Origin of the sequence: Nocardioides glacieisoli, assembly GCF_004137245.1 — a bacterium.
Taxonomy (GTDB): domain Bacteria; phylum Actinomycetota; class Actinomycetes; order Propionibacteriales; family Nocardioidaceae; genus Nocardioides; species Nocardioides glacieisoli.
On the sequence record NZ_SDWS01000014.1, the window covers coordinates 1 to 18035 of the forward strand.

The following is an 18035-nucleotide window of genomic DNA, read 5'->3' on the forward strand; positions in this document are numbered from 1 at the left end:
AGGGCCCTGACGCCATTTCACCGCCCAGACACGCCGCTCGAGGCGAGCACCTCAACCACGCTCATCTGGGAAGGGCCGGCAATGGCCCTCAGCGCCACCCTCCACTGCCTCACCGGCTGCGCCATCGGCGAGATCACCGGGCTGATGATCGGCACGGCTCTCGGCCTCGGCACCGGATGGACCGTGGTGCTCGCCGTCGCCCTGGCCTTCCTGTTCGGCTACGCGCTGTCGACCCTGCCGCTCCTCAGGAGCGGCCTGACCCTCGGTGCCGCGCTCGCGCTGGTGCTCGCCGCCGACACCCTGTCGATCGCCACGATGGAGGTCGTCGACAACGCGGTGATGGCGACCATCCCCGGCGCGATGGACGCCGGCCTGGTCAACCCGGTGTTCTGGGTCAGCATGATGATCGCGCTCACGGTGGCGTTCTTCGCCGCCTACCCCGTCAACCGCTGGCTGATGGCGCGCGGCAAGGGTCACGCGCTGACCCACGAGCACCACGGTGCAGCCCCCGCGACGGGAGCCCGACGGTGGATCCCCGACCTGTCGACCACCACGCTCGTCGGCGTGATCGTCGCGTTCATGCTCGGCGGCCTCGTCGTGTCGGTGGCCGCCGATCTCGAGCCGGAGGCGCCCGCCCCCGGTCACGCCGCGAAGAACTTCTAGGGTCGATGTCGAAGCAGTCCCGAGCCGTTCGACGTACGTGCGAGAGAGCAACCCACACCCACCAGCAACAGGAGCGATCGCAATGCCGCGTTTCATGGGATTCGTCAGGATGGAAGAGAACATCGGGATGCCCCCGCAGTCGTTGTTCGAGGCGATGGACAGCTACATCGGTGAGCGGGCGGCCAACGGGGTCTTCCTCGACGGTGGCGGGCTCTACGGCACCGAGGACGCGGTGAACTTCGTCGTCCGCCAGGGCGAGGTCACCCGCGTCGACGGCCCCTACGCCGAGGCCAAGGAGGTCGTCGGCGGCTGGTCGCTGCTGGAGTACCCCAGCCTCGAGGAGGCCGTCGCCGACCAGGAGGAGTTCGCCCGGCTGCACGCCGAGCACTGGCCAGAGGTGACCGTCGTCGCCACCCTCCGCCAGATCTCCGGCGGTCCGGACGCCCCGGAGGCCTGACGCTCCCTCACTACGCTGGCCGCGTGCCAGCGGACCCCACCACCGAGGCCGTCCACGCCGCGTGGCGGGCCGACTCGGGCCGCCTCGTCGGCGCCCTCACCCGGATGACCCGGGACGTCGAGCTCGCCGCCGACCTCGCGCAGGACGCCCTGGTCGCCGCGCTCGAGCAGTGGCCGGTCAGCGGCGTGCCGGAGAACCCCGGCGCGTGGCTGATGACGACGGCCAAGCGGCGGGGCATCGACCACTTCCGGCGTGCCGACACCCTGCGCCGCAAGGTGACTGAGCTCGAGGCTGCCGGCAGACGAGAGGAGGCGCAGGTGCCCGATCTCGAGAGCCAGGTCGACCACATCGAGGACGACGTGCTGCGCCTCGTCTTCCTGTCCTGCCACCCGAGCCTCACGGCAGACTCGCGCGTCGCGCTGACGCTGCGGCTCGTCGGCGGCCTCACGACGGCGGAGATCGCACGGGCGCTGCTGACCTCGGAGTCCACGGTCGGGCAGCGGATCTCCCGCGCCAAGAAGACCCTGGCGACGGCCGGTGCGTCGTTGGAGCTGCCGACGGGCCAGGAGCGCACCGACCGGCTCGACGACGTGATGGCCGTCGTCTACCTGATCTTCAACGAGGGCTACACCGCCACTGCTGGCGACGACTGGATGCGCCCCGATCTCGCGCTCGAGGCGACCCGGCTGGCCCGGATGCTCGCCTCGTTGGCGCCCGACGAGCCGGAGGTGCTCGGTCTCCAGGCGCTCCTGGAGCTCCAGGGCTCGCGCGTCCGCGCCCGGCTCTCCCCCACCGGCGAGCCGGTGCTGCTGGAGGACCAGGACCGCTCGCAGTGGGACGAGCTGATGATCCACCGCGGTCTCGCCGCCCTCGCGCACGCCTCCTCGCTGGCAGCTCGCGGGATCCCCGTCGGCAGGTACTTCCTCCAGGCCTCGATCGCCGCGGAGCACGCCCGCGCTGCTCACGCGGCCGACACCGACTGGGCGCGCATCGCCTCGCTGTACGACGTGCTCGCGGGCGTTGCTCCCGGCCCGGTCGTCGAGGTGAACCGGGCCGTCGCGCACGGGCGGGCGCACGGCCCCGACGCCGGGCTCGCCGTGCTGGCGGCCATCGACCCTTCCGCGCTGGTCGACTCTCCCCTCGTGCCGAGCGTGCGCGGCGACCTGCTCGAGCGCGCGGGGTCGTACGACTCGGCCGCTCGCGCATTTGCGGACGCGGCGTCGCTGACGCGGAACGAGGGCGAGCGGGCGCTGCTGGAGCGACGGGCCGCCGAGTGTCGTCGGCGGATGGCACAGTGAGGCCATGACGGGGAGAGCAGATCCGCGGGTCGACGCCTACATCGCGGGCTTGCCCGACTGGCAGCAGGAGATCTGCACGGAGCTGCGCGAGCTGGTGTGGGCGACCGATCCCGAGATCGTGGAGACGATCAAGCGGACGGTGCAGCCCTACTTCGTGCTCGACGGCAACATCTGCGCCCTCCTGGCGACGAGGGACCACGTCAACCTGTTTCTGTACGACCCCACCGTCAGCGACCCCCACGGCGTCATCAACCAGGGCCACGGCAACGCGACAGGTCGCTCGATTCAGGTCTACGCCGACGACGAGATCGACCGCGACGCGATCATCGGGATCCTCTCCGAGATCGTCGACCACAACCGGCGGGGTGGCTGGCGGAAGCTGGGTCGGTCGTAGGTGGTGCTCGTGACAACGTCATGGGCGGTGGATGTCAGGACAACCTCCGGCCATGACGTCACTGACGCGTGGTCAGCTGCTCAGCGGGGAGGCCTTGCGCAGTGCTCGTCGCGAGGACTTCGCGCCGGACTTCGCCGCCGCGGTGATGCCCTGGCTCACCAGCGTCAGTCCGGCACCCACCAGCCAGACGTCCTTGGCCACCGCCGTGCCCTGCTGGCTCGGGCGGACACCGTCGTCCAGCGTCATCGACGGCGTCTTCAGGTACATGCCGATCAGGCTGCCGCCGAAGCCGGTCAGCGCGGCTCCGGCCACGGTCGCCGGGACCATGGGCGCCAGCAGGGCGGCACCGACACCGATCTCGCTGATCGCGAGAAGTCGTGCGAACTTCGTGGGCTCCATGTCCTTGAAGAGGGAGGGGTACGTCGATGCTGCGGCACCGTGCAGGAATTGGGCCGTGCCTTCGTCGGCGCCCAGCTTGCCGATGCCGGAGTTGAGGATGAAGGCACCGGTGGCCACGCGAATCGGGATCTGGGTGAGGGACACGTTGTCTCCTGGGTTGTGGTCGGGTCTGTCGGTCCAGCCTTGCCGACGCATCGAAACGGTCGACACCCCGGGGCTGTACCCACCACCGGCGATCTGATCAGCCGCCGGTCTCCCACACCCGCACCCAGTCGACGTACATGTGCTGTGGCAGGCGGCGTGCCTTGATCTTCGGGATCTCGTAGTCGGCCGCGATCAGGCTCAGGATCGGGAACTGCCGCACCGCCGAGATGCTGCCGCGCATCCGCACGGTCTCCTTGCCGTCGATCCGGAAGACGAGCGTCTTCGGCGTCCACTCGACCGAGAAGACGTGGTAGTTGCGCGACCAGCCGTCGCGCCGGCTGCGGAGGTGCGACGACGACCGCGGCACCCAGCCGCCCGTCGAGACCCGGCGGCGGCCGTCGTAGCGGTGCGTGAAGGACGCGAGACCGCCCTGGGGGTGCCGGTCGCCGAAGTACTCCACGACGTCGATCTCGCTGCCGAGGGCACCCGGGTACATACCGTCGGAGGGCTGGAGCCAGAAGGCGCCGTGCTGCCCGCGCAGCCGGTGGAACTTCACCCGCGCCGCGGCGAAGCCGTAGCGGAAGCCGAACGAACCCTGGGTGCCGACGTGGCCGTTGAGGCGGTAGGCGAACCGGCCCGACGTCGCGTCGCGGCCGCCGATCCGGCACGTCGTCGTCGCGTCCGGGTCGCGGATCACGCTGAGTCGGAGTGCGCCGTCGGCGACCTGGACCGCCCGTGGGTCGCCCTTCGAGCAGGAGCGCCGGTTGGAGTGCACGTAGTCGCGGCCGCGATGGTCCCACACGTCGCGCAGGTGGGTGCCGGAGAACTCGTCGGTCCACGTCGCGTCGAGCCAGCGCTCCGTGCTCACCGGGAGGCTGGAGATCGCCGGCAGGCCACCCCACCTCCGGGCCCTGACCCGGTACGTCAGCGGCTCGCCGCCCGACGACGCGACGGCCGCGACCTGGACCCGTCCACGGCCGTCCTGCCGCGCCGCGCCCGCCGCGAGCCACGACGTGCCGTCCTGCACCTGCAGCTGCACGGGGCGCCCGACGCGCACCGGCTTCATCGTCGCGGTGATCGCCGCCTTCGCGGCGTCGGGGCTCGCGACGCCCGCGCCGTACTGCACGACCTGCGGCAGGGCCTCGAGGCGGACGCGCTGGCGCGAGGTGATCCTGACCGAGGTGTTCGACGGCTCGGCGACCGCGTCGGGAGCCGACGGCTCCTCGGCGGCAGTGGGCACGGACCAGCCGGGCAGAAGCAGGGACAGGGACAGCGAGAGGGGAAGGAGCAGCGCGAGTGCTGCGGTGCGGCGGGCTGGCATACGCCTGTGACGACGCTGCCGCAGGTTTGGTTGTCGACGTGATCCAGCGGGCGGAGGATGGACCCCGGCGGAACGAGGAGGATGGGCGTGGTCGACGAGACAGACCGGACCGACACGTGGTCCGAGCTCCAGGACGACCTCGTGCAACACCTGGCCGAGCGCAACCGCCGCATCCACATCGCTGCGGCCGGCGTCCTGGCCGCGGCCGTCGTGCTGGCGTCCACCGTCGCCCTGCGAACCGACGATGTCGACCCGGCCGGTCCCACCGCCCGGGTCGCACCACCGAGGTCGTCGGCACCGATGAACGTCGACGAGCAGCTCGCCCACGACTTCGTGTCGGCCTGGTTCGCCCACGACCGGCCGCGCGCCACGTCCTACGTCTCACCCGACGCAACGGCGTACGCCGCCCTCGGCGCCGTGACGACCCCGCGACAGGCGACGGGACCGGACGTCCTGTGGCGACGCAACCGGCTCGACGCGGCGCTGGGCAGCGAGCTCCGCGTGGACGGGTGCTGGGAGATCGGCGCACCTTCTGCGGAGACGTCGCGGATCGGCTGCCTCTTCACGGTCGACCTCCTCGGGCTCGGCGAGCTGGGCCGAGGCCCCTTCCCGGACAACCTGTTCCTCGTCACCGTCGAGGACGGTGAGGTCGTCAGCTTCTTCACCGCGATCGGCGCGAACGACTACGACGAGGAGGGTTGGGGTCCGTTCCTGGCGTGGGTCGAGGACGGCCGGGGACCCGACCTCCCCGACCTCGACCGGCTGGACGACCCTGACCTGGCTTCGCGGGAGGTGGGCCGGACGATCCGCTCCTGGGGGCGAGCCGGACGCGACTACGTCACCGCCCTGCGCTCCGGCGAGGCCACCTGACGCAGCCTCGGCGGGACCCGATGCAGCACACTCCTTGCCATGAGCACTCCCCCGCAGGCCCACGTCTACACCGCGGTGCGTACGCCGTTCGGACGCTTCGGCGGTGCCCTGGCGACGTCCCGCCCGGACGACCTGGCCGCCGGCGTCCTCGCGGCCGCGCTCGCACGAACGGACCTGGATCCCGCCGAGGTCGACGAGGTCGTGCTCGGCAACGCCAACGGCGCCGGCGAGGACAACCGCAACGTCGCGCGGATGGCCGCCCTGCTGGCCGGCCTGCCGGTCTCCGTGCCGGGCTCGACCGTGAACCGGCTCTGCGGCTCGTCGCTCGACGCGGCGATGATCGGCTCCCGCGCGATCGAGACCGGCGATGCCGAGGTCGTGCTGACCGGCGGGGTCGAGTCGATGACCCGCGCCCCGTGGGTGCTCCCCAAGCCCGAGCGCGCCTTCCCGGCCGGCAACGCCGAGCTGGTCTCGACGACGCTCGGCTGGCGGCTGGTCAACCCGCGGATGCCGGCGGAGTGGACGGTCTCGCTGGGCGAGTCCAACGAGCAGCTGCAGGAGCTCCACGACGTCCCCCGTGACCGGCAGGACGCGTTCGCCGCCCGCTCCCACCAGCTCGCGCACGCGGCGTGGGAGGCCGGGTTCTACGACGACCTCGTCGTCCCGGTCGACGGCGTCGACCTCGCCCGCGACGAGGGCATCCGACCCGACGCGACGCCGGAGTCGTTGGGGGCGCTCAAGCCGTCGTTCCGGCCGGACGGCACGATCACCGCCGGCAACGCCTCGCCCCTGAGCGACGGCGCCTCCGCGGTGCTGCTCGGCTCACGCGCGGCCGCCGACCGCATCGGCCGTGACCCGGTCGCCCGGATCGCCGGTCGCGGCACCCACGCGGTCGAGCCCCACCGCTTCGGCTACGCCCCGGTCGAGGCCGCGAACAAAGCCCTCGCCCGTGCCGGCATCGGCTGGGCCGACGTCGGCGTCGTCGAGCTCAACGAGGCCTTCGCCGTGCAGTCGCTGGTCTGCGTCGATGCCTGGCTCGCGCAGGGCCTCCGCGACCCGGAGGTCGTCAACACGCGTGGCGGCGCGATCGCGCTCGGCCACCCGCTCGGAGCCTCGGGCGGTCGCGTCCTCGGCACCCTCGCCGCTGCGATGCGCTCCGACGGGCACCGCTGGGGCGTCGCCGCGATCTGCATCGGCGTCGGGCAGGGGCTGGCGGTCGTGCTGGAGAACGAGCAGGCCTGATCAGGACCGAGGCTGCTCCCGGGTGAGGTGCAGCAACCACTGCGTCCCACCCGTGTGGATCAGGGCATAGCGGCGTACGCCGTCGCGTCCGTGCAGCGAGAACACCAGCCGCCGCTCGTTGCGGTCGTGCTCCTCCCAGGTGCCGGCGTCGGCGATGGACTTGTGCTCGTCCTCGAAGTCGACGTGGTCGAGCTCGTGGTCGTCGACGGCGATCGCCAGCCGGTCGTGCGCGGTGTCGTCCGGCAGGCCCTTCGGCACCGCCCAGCTTCGCAGGACGCCGTCCTCCTCGAGCCGGAGGTCGAAGTGGGGGCTCGGCCTGCGGTGGTCGTGCAGCACGAACCGGGCGCCGGTGGAGGGAGGCATCCCGTCCACCGTAACCCGGGTCGTGCGCACGAACCTCGCGTCAGAACCCGCTGCACGCCCCCGCGTTGTCGAAGTGGCCGGGCGTGCTCGGGTAGGCACTACCCGTGCCGTGGCCCTTGCCGTCGGAGTTGGTGACCAGCGCCAGCTCGTCGTACGCCGAGGTGCCGGGCACGGTGACGTCGCCCGGGCGGCCGGCGCCGAGCCCGGTGGCCCACTCCTGGACAAACTTCTCCATCGACGGGCTCGGGATGCGGATGTCGTTGAAACCGCCGTAGGCCGCGTTGCAGTGGCTGTAGAGGTTGTAGACACCGCTCCAGTCGATCAGCCGGTCACCCGGGTTCGGGCCGTTGGCCGACTGGTCCCCCTGCATGACGTCGCGGTCCCAGCCTCCGTAGATCCAGTCGATGCCCTGGTGGTGCTGGTTGTTCGCGCGGCTGACGGCGCTGGCAATGTCGTCGGCCCTGTCGGTCATCTCGAACCACGAGCACGGGTCGGTCGTGCCGTCCTTCTTCGTGGTCGCCGGGATCGCACTGGTGCTGCACGTCCGGCCGGTGTACGTCGTCCCGGAGAGCGTCCCGAAGAGACCGCGCGGGCGCCAGTCGATGACGTCCTCGTCCTTGCCGCCCATCAGGTGGTCGACCCACTCGCCGTTGACACCCGGGTCGGCCTGGCAGGTCGCGTCGGCCTCGGCGCACGGACGGCCCTGGCCGCCCCACATCGCGTCGTTGCCACGCCCACCGAAGACGTGGTCGCCACCGGTGTCACCGTTGACCAAGTCGGCACCCGCGCCGGCGTGGATGGAGTCGTTGCCGTCCCCGCCGCGGATCCGGTCGATGCCGCCGTAGGTGATGCCGTCGAGCGGCATCGCGGCCGACGTGGCCGTGCCCACCAACGAGGTCCCGTTGACGTCGTGCAGCAGGTCGGCCTCCCGGCTGACCGAGCCGTCGAGGCGCGACCGGTAGGTCACCTGGGGCGGCATCTGCAAGGTGGAGGTGACGGTGCGCGCACCGGTCTCGTACCTGTTCTGCACGCCACCGCGGTCGCCGAGGATCGCGTCCTCGCCGGCGTCGCCGTAGAGGAGGTCGCCCCCGAGCTCGCCGTAGACGTCGTCGTCATCGGCACCGCCGCGGATCGTGTCGACGCCGTCCTGGCCGTAGAGCACGTCCTGGCCGGCATCGCCGAGGATGGTGTCGGCGCCGAAGGCACCGGCCACCTCGCAGGTCGACGTCTGCGACGGGCTCGCGGGAGCCGTGCAGAACCGTGTCGAGGTGACACCCGTGATGCCGGTCGGGAAGACCCGCACCTTGGCGTGGCCGGCCCTCTTGGGCCCGTAGCGCTCGGTGTACACCTTCTCCTTGGCGTCGGTGCCCACGATGCGCGCGACCGTCCCGTTGTCGCCGACCACGAAGTCGTCGTCACCGTCACCGTTGATGGTGTCGTTGCCGTCGCGGTGGCCCGCACGGCTCGAGCCGCCGGTGAGGTCGTCCTGGCCCTCGGACACCGGGTCGGTGTCGACCGACGGCGTGGACCAGGCAGCTCCTGCAGGTGCCGGCACGATCTCGGCGCTCGTCAGTGCGAGGTCACCGTGGATCACGTCGGCGCCACCCTCGCCCTCGACGTAGTCGTCGTTGCCGCCGCCGCTGACCCGGTCGTCGCCGTCCTGGCCCAGCAGCACGTCGACACCTGCCCGACCCGACAGCGAGTCCGCCGCCGCACGCGTCGTGGTTCCCGACAGCGGTGACGTCGGGCTGAGGTCGAAGAGCTCGATGGCCCGCCCAGGGACCAGCACGGCCTGCATCGCGTCGGCACGGTTCGTCCGCCAGTCGCGACCGGTGGCGACCCGGGTCAGCAGGCCGTTGTCCCCGATGACGAGGTCGGAGCCGCTGCCGCCGTCGACGTTGTCGGAGGCGTCCGGCTGACCGGCCGGGCCGCCCGCGTTGTCGGTGATCGTGGCGGACGACCCGCCCGCGAGGTCGTCGTCACCGTCGCCGCCGAGCACGAGGTCGGAGTCCTGCCCGCCCTCGGCGTAGTCGGCCTCGGTGCCGCCGTCGACACGGTCGTTGCCGGCCTGGCCGAGCAGCACGTCGTTGTCCGCGTCACCGGTGAGGGTGTCCGATCCCGATGTTGCGGCCAGCGGGGTGTCCCCGAGGTCGTACGGCGTGATGGAGCGCGCCGCCGTCACCCGGTTGGTCGTCAGCCGGCTGGCCGTCACCGACGGCACGACGGAGGTCACCAGACCGGTGGAGGTCGGTCGCGTCACCGCGCCGTTGTCACCGAGCACCACGTCCTGGCCGGCGTCTCCGAAGAGGACGTCCGCACCGTCGGGCTGGCCCGTCGGCTTGAGCGCGTTGTCGACCGCGGGAGTGTGGGAGCCACCGACGACGTCGTCGTCGCCCGCGTCACCGTGCACCCGGTCGGCGCCGGGGCCGCCCTCGCCGTAGTCGGCGTCGCCGCCGAGCGAGACCGTGTCCGCCCCGCGCTGGCCGAAGACCAGGTCGGTGTCGTCGCCGGACTCGATCGTGTCGTCTCCGGAGACGCCCGCCGGGTTGCCGGAGCCCTCGTCGGCGAGGTCGACGCCGCGCGCGACCGTCAGTCCACGACCGGTCATCAACGGGTGGCCGGCACCGCCGCGCGTGATCGACGCGTTGTCGCCCGCGATGACGTCCTGGCCCGAGCCTCCGTAGAGGTAGTCGTTCGTGTCCGGACGCCCGGCCTCGGTCCCGCTCGCGAGCTGCGACGAGCCGCCGACGATGTCGTCGTCCCCGTCCTCGCCCCACGTGCGGTCGGTGCCGGGGTTGCCCTCGGCGTAGTCGTCGCCGAGGCCGCCGTAGGAAACGTCGTCGGCGAGGCCGCCGTAGATGGCGTCGGCGTCGTCGCCGCCCCCGAGGTGGTCGTTGCCACCGAGCGTCGTGTCCGTCGACCCGAGGTCGGTCGGGTACGGCGCGCTGGCGAGCTCGTCGGTCTGCGCGTTGTCGCCGACCAGGAGGTCGGCACCCTCCGCGCCGTAGAGCACGTCCGCACCGTCTGCCGTGCCGGACTTCGAGGTGCCGCCGAGGACGACGTCGTCGTCCGCGCCGCCGTCGAGCCAGTCGGAGCCCTGGTTGCCCTGGAGCCGGTCCGTGCCCTCGGCACCGTAGAGCGAGTCGTCGCCCTGGTTGCCGTAGACCTGGTCGGCGTCGGCGTCGCCGAAGCCCTGGTCGTTGCCGCTGCCGCCGTGGACGAGGTCGTCGCCGTCACCTGCGTGGAGCCGATCGACGCCCGCGTTGCCGCAGACGCGGTCCGCCTCACCCGAGGCGTAGACCCAGTCGTCACCGCCGCCGGCGTTGATGACGTCCACACCGTTGCCCCCGAGGATCAGGTCGTCGGCATCGAGCAGGACGTTGCTCTCCTGCGGCTGCTTGCTCACCGGGTCGGATTGCACGGCGCAACCGTCGGCGGTCGTGTCGCCGAAGATGTCGGACGGGCCGTCGGAGCCGTAGATCCGGTCGCTGCCCGTGCCGCCGACCAGCAGCTTCTTGCTGGCGCCGGCTCCGGGGAGCACACCGACGAGGCGCGCGTCGGGGCCGAGGTCGTCCGTGGCCGAGCCGGGCTCACCGACCGTCGCGGGTGACGCGACGAGGTAGTCGTTGTCCGGTCCGCCGTAGAGCGCGTCGGTGCCGAGGCCGCCCGTCAGGACGTCCGTGCCGGCACCGCCGTAGACGGTCGACGACTGCGCGGTCCGCGAGGACGTCGTGACGAAGTCCTTGCCGTTGGAGCCGTAGACCTTGTCGGAGCCGGTCCCGGTGTCGACGACGTTGGTGTCGTCGGCATTGTCACCCGCGCCGGCCTCGGACTCGCCGATCTTGGCGTAGGTGCCGGTGTAGACCTCGTCGTCCGCGGATCCGCTCTTCATGACGTCGCCGCCGGCGCCGCCGATGAGCACGGACGCGTGGGCGCGGTAGAGCGCCTCCGTGGTGGCCGACCCGCCCGGCGTGCCGGCCTTGATGCCGGAGGAGTCCGCGAGGGTGCTGTCGTTGGCCGTGCCGACGACGTCGTTGCCGCCGTTGCCGGCCAGGACCACCGAACCGAGGCCCGCGGCGATCTGGTCTGCCCCGTCGGTGCCGGTGGTGGCCTTGGTGAGCGCCGCGGCGTCCGGCGTGACCAGCTTGCTCACGTCGACAGGGGCGATCAGGCTCGTCGTTCCCGACCCGGCCAGCTTGACCGAGATGGTGCCGAGGTCCTTGACGTCCAGCGAGCCGTCACCGGTCACGGTGTCGTTGCCGTTGCCGACCGTGATCACGTCGGCGCCGGGGCCACCGGCAACGTGTGCGAAGCCGGAGTCGGGGACGAGCGCCTTGGACAGGTCGACCCGGTCCGCCGTGGTCACCAGGTCGTTGCCGGTGCCGGAGTCCACCCAGGACTTGCCCTCTCCGCTGCTGATGTTGTCGTCACCGCTCCCCGTGAGGACGACGGCCGTCTTGGTGAACGGTTCGGTCTTCCCGTCCGCGACCGGCGGGTCGGCGTTCGTGAAGCTCGGCGACTGCCCGCCGGTGAAGCTGACGGTCAGGCTCCCCCCGTAGCCGCGCCCGTCGAGCACGACGGTGTTGATGGCGTCGGCCCCGGCGTCCGGGAACGACTCGGTGATGCCGAGTCCGCGCACCTCGACGGTGGCGGGTTGCGGCACGCCGTCCGCGTCGGTGTACGCCGGCACCGACCGGACCACCCAGGTCTCGTCCTTGGTCCCCTTCGAGTCCCAGGCGGCGTTGCCACGCGGGCCGGCACCGCCGAACTTGCCGGCGAAGACGTAGAGGACGTTGCCGTTGGTGCCACCGAGCCGCGGGGGCGGCGGGGTGCAGTCGGGCTTGAGGTTGAAGTCGAGCAGCTTGATGTTGACGAGCGTGAAGTCGAAGTCCACGGCGAACGGGCTGAACCCGATCACCACGAAGACCTTGATGTAGAGAGAGAGCTCTCCCCCGACGTTGAACAGGCAGATCGGGTTGTTGGCGACCGCACCGGAGAACTCGAACAGGCGGAACTTGCCGTCGTTGTTCGGGTCGTTCCAGTAGAAGCCGACCGTGAGCTTGATCCCGCCCTTCACGCCGACCTCGAGGATGCCGATCGAGACCGACGCTCCCGCTTCGAGGTAGCCGGTGAACTGCACGACGGGGATGGGCTTGCCGTTGGCGTCGATCGTCTTGAAGTAGAGGCTGTCGAGCACTTCCGCGCCGTCGCCGGTCTCCATCGCCCGGCGGATGCCGTAGGTGTCGAAGCCGGCCGCGACGCGCAGCGTCACCGACGCGCCTCCCCCGATCACCATCATGACCGGCGGCGGGGCGTAGATCGGTCCGAACGACTTCTGGAACTGGAAGCCGATGGCCAGCGGGCCGCTGTCGAACTCGACCAGCGGGATGTCGCCACCGGAGATGAGGTCGAAGAGGATCGTGGGGTCCTCCATGACGGGGATCGCCACGCCGGCCTTGAGCCCGGCCTTGAGCGCGGCCGCCTTGGTGACCTTCGCGGGGTCGGTGAGCTGGTTCGTGCTGTCCGCCTTCGCCAGGGTCTCCCCGGCGTTCGTGACGGGCTTGTAGTCGTCGGTCCGGTTGATCATCGTCTTGGCGTTGGCCGCAGACGTGCTCGTCGTCGTGGCGCGGTCGCCGAGCAGGGTGAAGCTGCCGATCCTGATGCTGCACTCCTCCGTGCAGTCGACCTCGGTGAGGGCCTTGACGGTCTTGATCGCGTCGAGGAACGGCTTGATCCTGGGCCCTGCCGGAAGCGTGTTGAAGGTCTGCGCGAGGGTCGCGATGGTGACCTCCTTGCCGCCGGCGGCCTTGGAGAGGTCGGAGATGACCGGCATCGGGGTGAAGATCGTGTCGATGACGGGCTGCAACGGCTTGGTGGCGTCCATGACCTGCTCGAGGTAGGGCTGGAGGGCGTCACCGAAGAACTCGCCGGCGTTGAGCGTCACGTTGTTGAACGCGATCTTCAGGTTCTTGGTGTTGCCGGGCTTGGCGGGCACGGGCTTGCCGTCGTCGCCCGTGCTGGCCGCCCACTTCCACGTGAGGAGGAAGTCGGTCCCCACGCCCGGGAGGGCCGCGTCGGCGCCGGCCTCGAGGTGCCAGTCGACGTTCACCGTGGCCGACACGCTCACCACGATCGCCTCGGAGATCTTCAGGCCGGCCATCTCGGACAGCTTGAGGTCCTCGTCGTCGTCCTTGCTGTCACGGATGTCGATGCCGAAGTAGCCGACGAACTCGGGGGTCTCGACGTTCTTCTCCGCATCGACCTCGATGATCGAGAGCTGCGCCGACAGGTCGGTGCCGGCGACGTCGGTGAGACCCAGGTTCGCGCCGACCTCGAACTCGTTGACCTTGGAGGTGTCGATGTAGAAGCCCCGTGTGCGGCTCATCCCGATCTTGAGGTCCAGCGCCCAGCCGACCTTGCCGGCGACGGACCCGCCCTCGCCGGTCTTGAGCGACAGTCCGGGGATGCCGAGGTCCACGGGGAGCTCGCCGCCCAGGCAGTCACCGAGGGCCTCGTCGTCGACGCACCCGTCCTTCGCGCTGATGACGCCCTGGCCGAGCTTGAGCCGCAGGGTGACCCCCTCGACATCGGTGAGCAGGGCGTCCTCGCCGCACTCCACGCCCGGCATCCGGTACGGCTTCGTCACGGCGGAGTAGCCGGAGCCCGGTGTGCCGCTCTTGTGGGCGTACGAGGTGACGGTGCCGGCCACGGTGGCGAGCAGCTGGAACGTCCGCGGGGGCTCCGGGACCTGGGTCGTCGGCGCCGGCGTGGTGTCGCGCAGGATCTTGTAGCCGTTGACGCCCGGGACCTTCGTCCAGCTGACGGTGTTGAACGTCGTGTCGCTCAGACCGGCCGCGTTCATCACGGCTGCGCTCGCGTCGGACGGCGCGGACTCGTGGGCGGTGCCCGCCTTGTCGGTGAAGACCGAGACCACGGCATAGCTGTAGGCCGTGGTCGAGCTTGCGGGGGGCGCCGCGGGAGTGGTCTTCGCGGTCGGGGCCGCCGGGGGCTCGAGGATGCTGTTGCAGGTGAAGTCGACGATGATCCCGGTGGGCCCGTTGACGACGATGTCGAGCTCGTCGGCGAGGACCTGCGTGAGGTACTTCCGCGCCTCCGACACCTTCTCGATGTTCTCCAGTCCCTCCTTCTTGATGAACTCGTCGAGCTTGGTGCGCGTCTCGCCCATGAAGTCGGCGCCGGCCTGGAGGTCCTTGCCGACCACCGGCATCTCGCCGTTGTTGGAGGCGATGCGCAGCGACGCCTCGGTGTAGAAGAGGTACTGCTGGAGGCCCTCGGACAGCGAGGTGAACTTGAACGGCTTGCCCTCGATCAGCCCCTGGAGGCCGCTCGGCGGCGTGACGACCACGCCGCCCAGGATCGCCTGGAGGGTGGGGGCCGTGCCCGCGGCCGGCATCGACGCGGTCACGGTGAGGTCGCCGCCGGGCACCGAGGTGCCCGACACGTACATCGGGAACTGGGCGCACATCACCTCGGCGCCCTCGCAGGCACCGCCGTTGTCGACGGTGGCTGAGAAGCCCCTGAAGTAGTCGGTGATCGACGGGAGGCCCGCCGTGTTGTCGGCCTTCGTGTCCGTGCCCTCCACCGTCAGGCCGAGGCCGGCGTTGACGCTGCCGAGCTCGGCGGCGTCGGTCGACCCCGGCTTGCCGAGGTCGACGCTGATCGGGCCCAGGCTGGCACCGATGTGGAGCTTCTCGGCCGCGATGGCGATGTCGAGGTCGATCCCGGACGCGTCCGGGTCGACCAGCGTGTTCGCGATCGGGTCCTTGACGGCGTCCGTGCTGAGCGGGAGCAGCAGGCCCAGTCCGACCGAGCCCGCGGCGTCGAGGGAGACCTCGCCACTGCCGCTGGCGGCCACGACCTGCTGGCCTCCCGGCAGCTCGAGGCTCACCGGTCGCGACACGGAGTAGGCCCGCTTCCACTCGACGTCGAGCCGCAGCTGGGCGCCGTCGTCACCGTCGACGAGTCCGAAGTCGATGGTGGACTCGTTGCCGAGGGAGGCCTGCGCCATCGCGATGGCTTCCTGCAAGGTCGCCGGGGTGATGTTCTCCAGCACGTGCGCCGCGCCGAGCAGCTCGTTCTCGACGAGGTACGGCGTGGCCGCCTCGGGGTTCGTGTCGATCTGCGGGGCGAGGACGAGGGTGGTGCCGACTTGGTCCACGACCGTCGCGGTCGTCGATCCGACGACGACCTGACGGCCGACGAACTCGGGACCGAAGCCTGCGGCGGGATCGTCGAGCACGGTCGTCGCGGGAACGGCTTCGACGACCGGCGGGCCGTCGCTCGCCTCGACCGCGGCCTGCGGGGTGTACGTCACGCCCTCCCCGCCGCTGGCTCCGGCGCCGAGGATCTGGCCCACGGACGAGCCGACGAGCGGGATGGGCGTGTCGAGCCCGCCACCGGTCATGGACGTCAGGCTGGTGCCCATGCCCCTCAGGGCTCCCTGGACGCCGGCGAACAGCGCGAGCGGGTTCTCCTTGTCGAAGTTGAGTGCCGCGAGCAGCGCCGCCCGGTCCGCGTCCTCCGGGGTCACGGTGACCTCGGTGCCCTGGATGCCGTCGGCGAGCGCGTCGACCGAGCCCGTCAGCGTGATCCCCGTCGAGTCCTCGCCCTCCGCGAACGCGTCCGGCGCGTCGTCCACGTTGACGACGAGATCCGCCTCGACGGAACCGCCGAGCTTCTGGGTGAACACGGCGTCCCCGCTGCCCACGGCCTGCTTGCGGACCGCCTCGACGAAGGCCGGGACGGGGATGGTGGTGCCCGTCGCGCCGGTCAGGGTCAGCACCTGGAGGTGCTCACCGTCGGGCACCTGCACGTCGACGTTGCCGTTGATGGTGAGGCCGAGGTAGCCGCTGGTGGTGCCGATCTGGACCGGGGAGGTGATGTCGGCGTCGGCCACGAGGACCTCGCGCGCCGAGGTGCGCAGCAGGACGCGGTCGGCGGCGAGCGGGAGGGACGAGATGACCCGGCCGAGGCCGCTGGCGTCGACCTGCTTGAAGGGGCACGTGGCCTCGCCCGGACCGGGGTCGCAGTCGAGCTTGGTGTCGTCGCCGGCGAAGGTCAGGGGTGCGCTCAGGTCGAGCGCCATCGGCAGCGTCACGACCACGTCGGGGGTGATCGTCGCGGTCGAGAGGTCCGCGTTGGCCACGGCGATGCCGGTCTTGGCCTCGAGGGCGTTCGCGAGCTCGGGCGCCCCGGTCTTCGGGTCGGCGGCCTCGATCGAGAAGCTGGTGTCCTTCGCGGGCGTGCCGGCGGACCAGCCCTCCGGCGTCAGCGTCAGCGTGTTGCCGTCGACGATCGTGGCGATGGTGCCGTAGGACGCCCCGGCCTGGACCTTGCGCCCCACGAGCTCGGCGCCCGCGGTGTCGTTCGGGCCGTTGAAGTCCACGCCGCTCGCGCTGAGCCCGGTCGCCGAGAACGTGCCCTTGCCCGTGGTGGCTGCGCCCAGCGGGTTGAGCTCGAGGTCCTCGACCCCGTCACGGGTGGTCCGGATGGTGAAGCTGGCCACCAGGTCCTCGGGGTCGAAGCTCGCGGCGTCGTCGTCGCCGAGCACCTCGATGCTCCAGCCCGAGTCGTACGACGCCCCGTCGAGCGCGACGAGCATGTCCTGCAGCGAGGCGAACTTCGGCTGGCCGGGAGTGTCGTCGCTGGTGTCGGGGTCCCGCACCTGGTCGACGAGGAAGGCCTTGATGCCGCCGACCGCGTCGATGGCGTTGCCGATCGAGCCGCGCATCAGCGGCAGGTTGCCGTCCTCGGCGTCCTGCATGCCGATGACCGCGGAGGCGGCCTGCGAGAGGCCCGCGGCGAGGTCGCGGGGGGTCATGGTGAGGAACGGCTCGGCCTCGTCGGGGACGTCCGCGGTGACCAACGGCGTCTCGAAGGTGGCCGGTGTCGCGGACGTCAGCGTCACCGTCGCGCCGACGCTGGGCAGACCGGTGACCACGGAGGTCGCGCGGGGCTTGGCCACCAGCTCGCCGGCGAGGGAGCCCGTGCGGGTCGCGGTGACCAGGCCGTTGCCGGCGCCGTCGGCCGCGAGCTCACCGTCGAGCGGCGCCGGCGTGGCCGGGTTGTCGTAGGCCAGCGACTCGAGGGCGTCGTTGTCGGGGTTCGCCCAAGCGGTCTCGACCGTGCTGGACAGGTGGTAGTCGTCGATGCCCTCGGCGCCGGCGACCGAGACGCCCAGGATGCCGAGGCCGGCGTCCAGGTTCGTGCCGGCCGGGAGGTCGGCGGTGGTGGTGATCTTCATCGACGGGCTGGTGAGGCTGGCCAGGTCGGCGGTCGAGTCGTAGAGCAGCGTGAAGGATCCCTCCAGCGTGCCGTTGACCACGATGCCCGTTCCGGTCGACAACGTGATCGTGCCGTCCTCGTCGCGGATGTCGAGACCGGCGTCCTGCGTGACCTCGCGGGTGAAGTCGATGGTGACGCTCGATCCGGTCGCCGACGCGTCGAAGGTCCAGCCGTCGCCGGTGGCGCCGTCGATGTAGGCCGCGAGCTCGTCGAGGGTCGGCTTGGCGGCGAAGTCGGCGAGCGCACCCGTCGAGAGCACGTCGGCGAACGCGGACTTCAGCTCGACGGAGCTGGCCGGGGTGACCGCCACGGTCGGCAGCTGCTCCGCAAGGGCGGTGCCCGAGGCGAGCTGCGGCACGAAGTCGTTCCCGAGGAGATCGAGCAGCTCGGTCACCGCTGCCGTTGCCTTGTTGGGCGCGGCAGCGGACGCGGGCGTCGCCGTGCTCACGGCCAGGCCCGCGACCACGGACAGCGAGACGATGGATGCGAACGCGGACTTCAAGCTTGTCGACACGTGTTTTTCCCGGTGCTACTGAGACCGGTGCAGGCTCGGCTACCGGCCCCGTTGTGCGAAGTGAG

At 71.3% G+C, this 18035-nt stretch carries 10 protein-coding genes; 6 read left to right on the forward strand and 4 right to left on the reverse strand.

What is annotated here, in order from left to right:
* Positions 1–81 precede the first annotated feature (81 nt).
* From EUA06_RS20775 to EUA06_RS20790, 4 genes are all read left to right on the forward strand, one after another.
* Entirely contained in the window at positions 82–663 is a 582-nt protein-coding gene (locus EUA06_RS20775) for a DUF4396 domain-containing protein (RefSeq protein WP_129479362.1), read from the forward strand.
* A 109-nt stretch (positions 664–772) separates the two neighbouring features.
* Positions 773–1120: a YciI family protein gene (locus tag EUA06_RS20780; RefSeq protein ID WP_242498296.1), complete on the forward strand. Its 348-nt coding sequence runs from the start codon at positions 773–775 to the stop codon at positions 1118–1120.
* Positions 1121–1143: 23 nt separating this feature from the next.
* Positions 1144–2418, forward strand: a complete 1275-nt coding sequence (locus tag EUA06_RS20785) for an RNA polymerase sigma factor (protein WP_129479366.1) — start codon at positions 1144–1146, stop codon at positions 2416–2418.
* A gap of 4 nt (positions 2419–2422) precedes the next feature.
* The gene (locus EUA06_RS20790; RefSeq protein ID WP_129479368.1) at positions 2423–2812 is read left to right on the forward strand and encodes a DUF1801 domain-containing protein; all 390 of its coding nucleotides are present in this window, start codon (positions 2423–2425) and stop codon (positions 2810–2812) included.
* 72 nt (positions 2813–2884) lie between these two features.
* On the opposite strand, the gene EUA06_RS20795 is transcribed toward EUA06_RS20790, so the two are convergent.
* Positions 2885–3355, reverse strand: a complete 471-nt coding sequence (locus EUA06_RS20795; protein WP_207208478.1) for a hypothetical protein — start codon at positions 3353–3355, stop codon at positions 2885–2887.
* A gap of 97 nt (positions 3356–3452) precedes the next feature.
* Positions 3453–4676, reverse strand: coding sequence for a glycoside hydrolase family 16 protein (locus tag EUA06_RS20800; protein WP_129479370.1), 1224 nt, complete (start codon positions 4674–4676; stop codon positions 3453–3455).
* 87 nt (positions 4677–4763) lie between these two features.
* On the opposite strand from EUA06_RS20800, the gene EUA06_RS20805 reads away from it, so the two are divergent.
* Together EUA06_RS20805 and EUA06_RS20810 are read left to right on the forward strand one after the other, a co-directional pair.
* Positions 4764–5546: a hypothetical protein gene (locus EUA06_RS20805; protein WP_129479372.1), complete on the forward strand. Its 783-nt coding sequence runs from the start codon at positions 4764–4766 to the stop codon at positions 5544–5546.
* Positions 5547–5585: 39 nt separating this feature from the next.
* On the forward strand, positions 5586–6788 hold the full coding sequence (locus EUA06_RS20810; RefSeq protein ID WP_129479374.1) for a thiolase family protein: 1203 nt from the start codon (positions 5586–5588) through the stop codon (positions 6786–6788).
* Here EUA06_RS20810 and EUA06_RS20815 read toward each other — a convergent pair whose 3' ends face one another.
* Positions 6789–7151 (reverse strand): DNA polymerase ligase N-terminal domain-containing protein, encoded by a 363-nt coding sequence (locus EUA06_RS20815; protein ID WP_129479376.1) that lies wholly within the window; start codon positions 7149–7151, stop codon positions 6789–6791.
* Positions 7152–7191: 40 nt separating this feature from the next.
* The gene (locus tag EUA06_RS22590; RefSeq protein ID WP_165354482.1) at positions 7192–17970 is read right to left on the reverse strand and encodes a calcium-binding protein; all 10779 of its coding nucleotides are present in this window, start codon (positions 17968–17970) and stop codon (positions 7192–7194) included.
* Between the last annotated feature and the right edge of the window lie 65 nt (positions 17971–18035).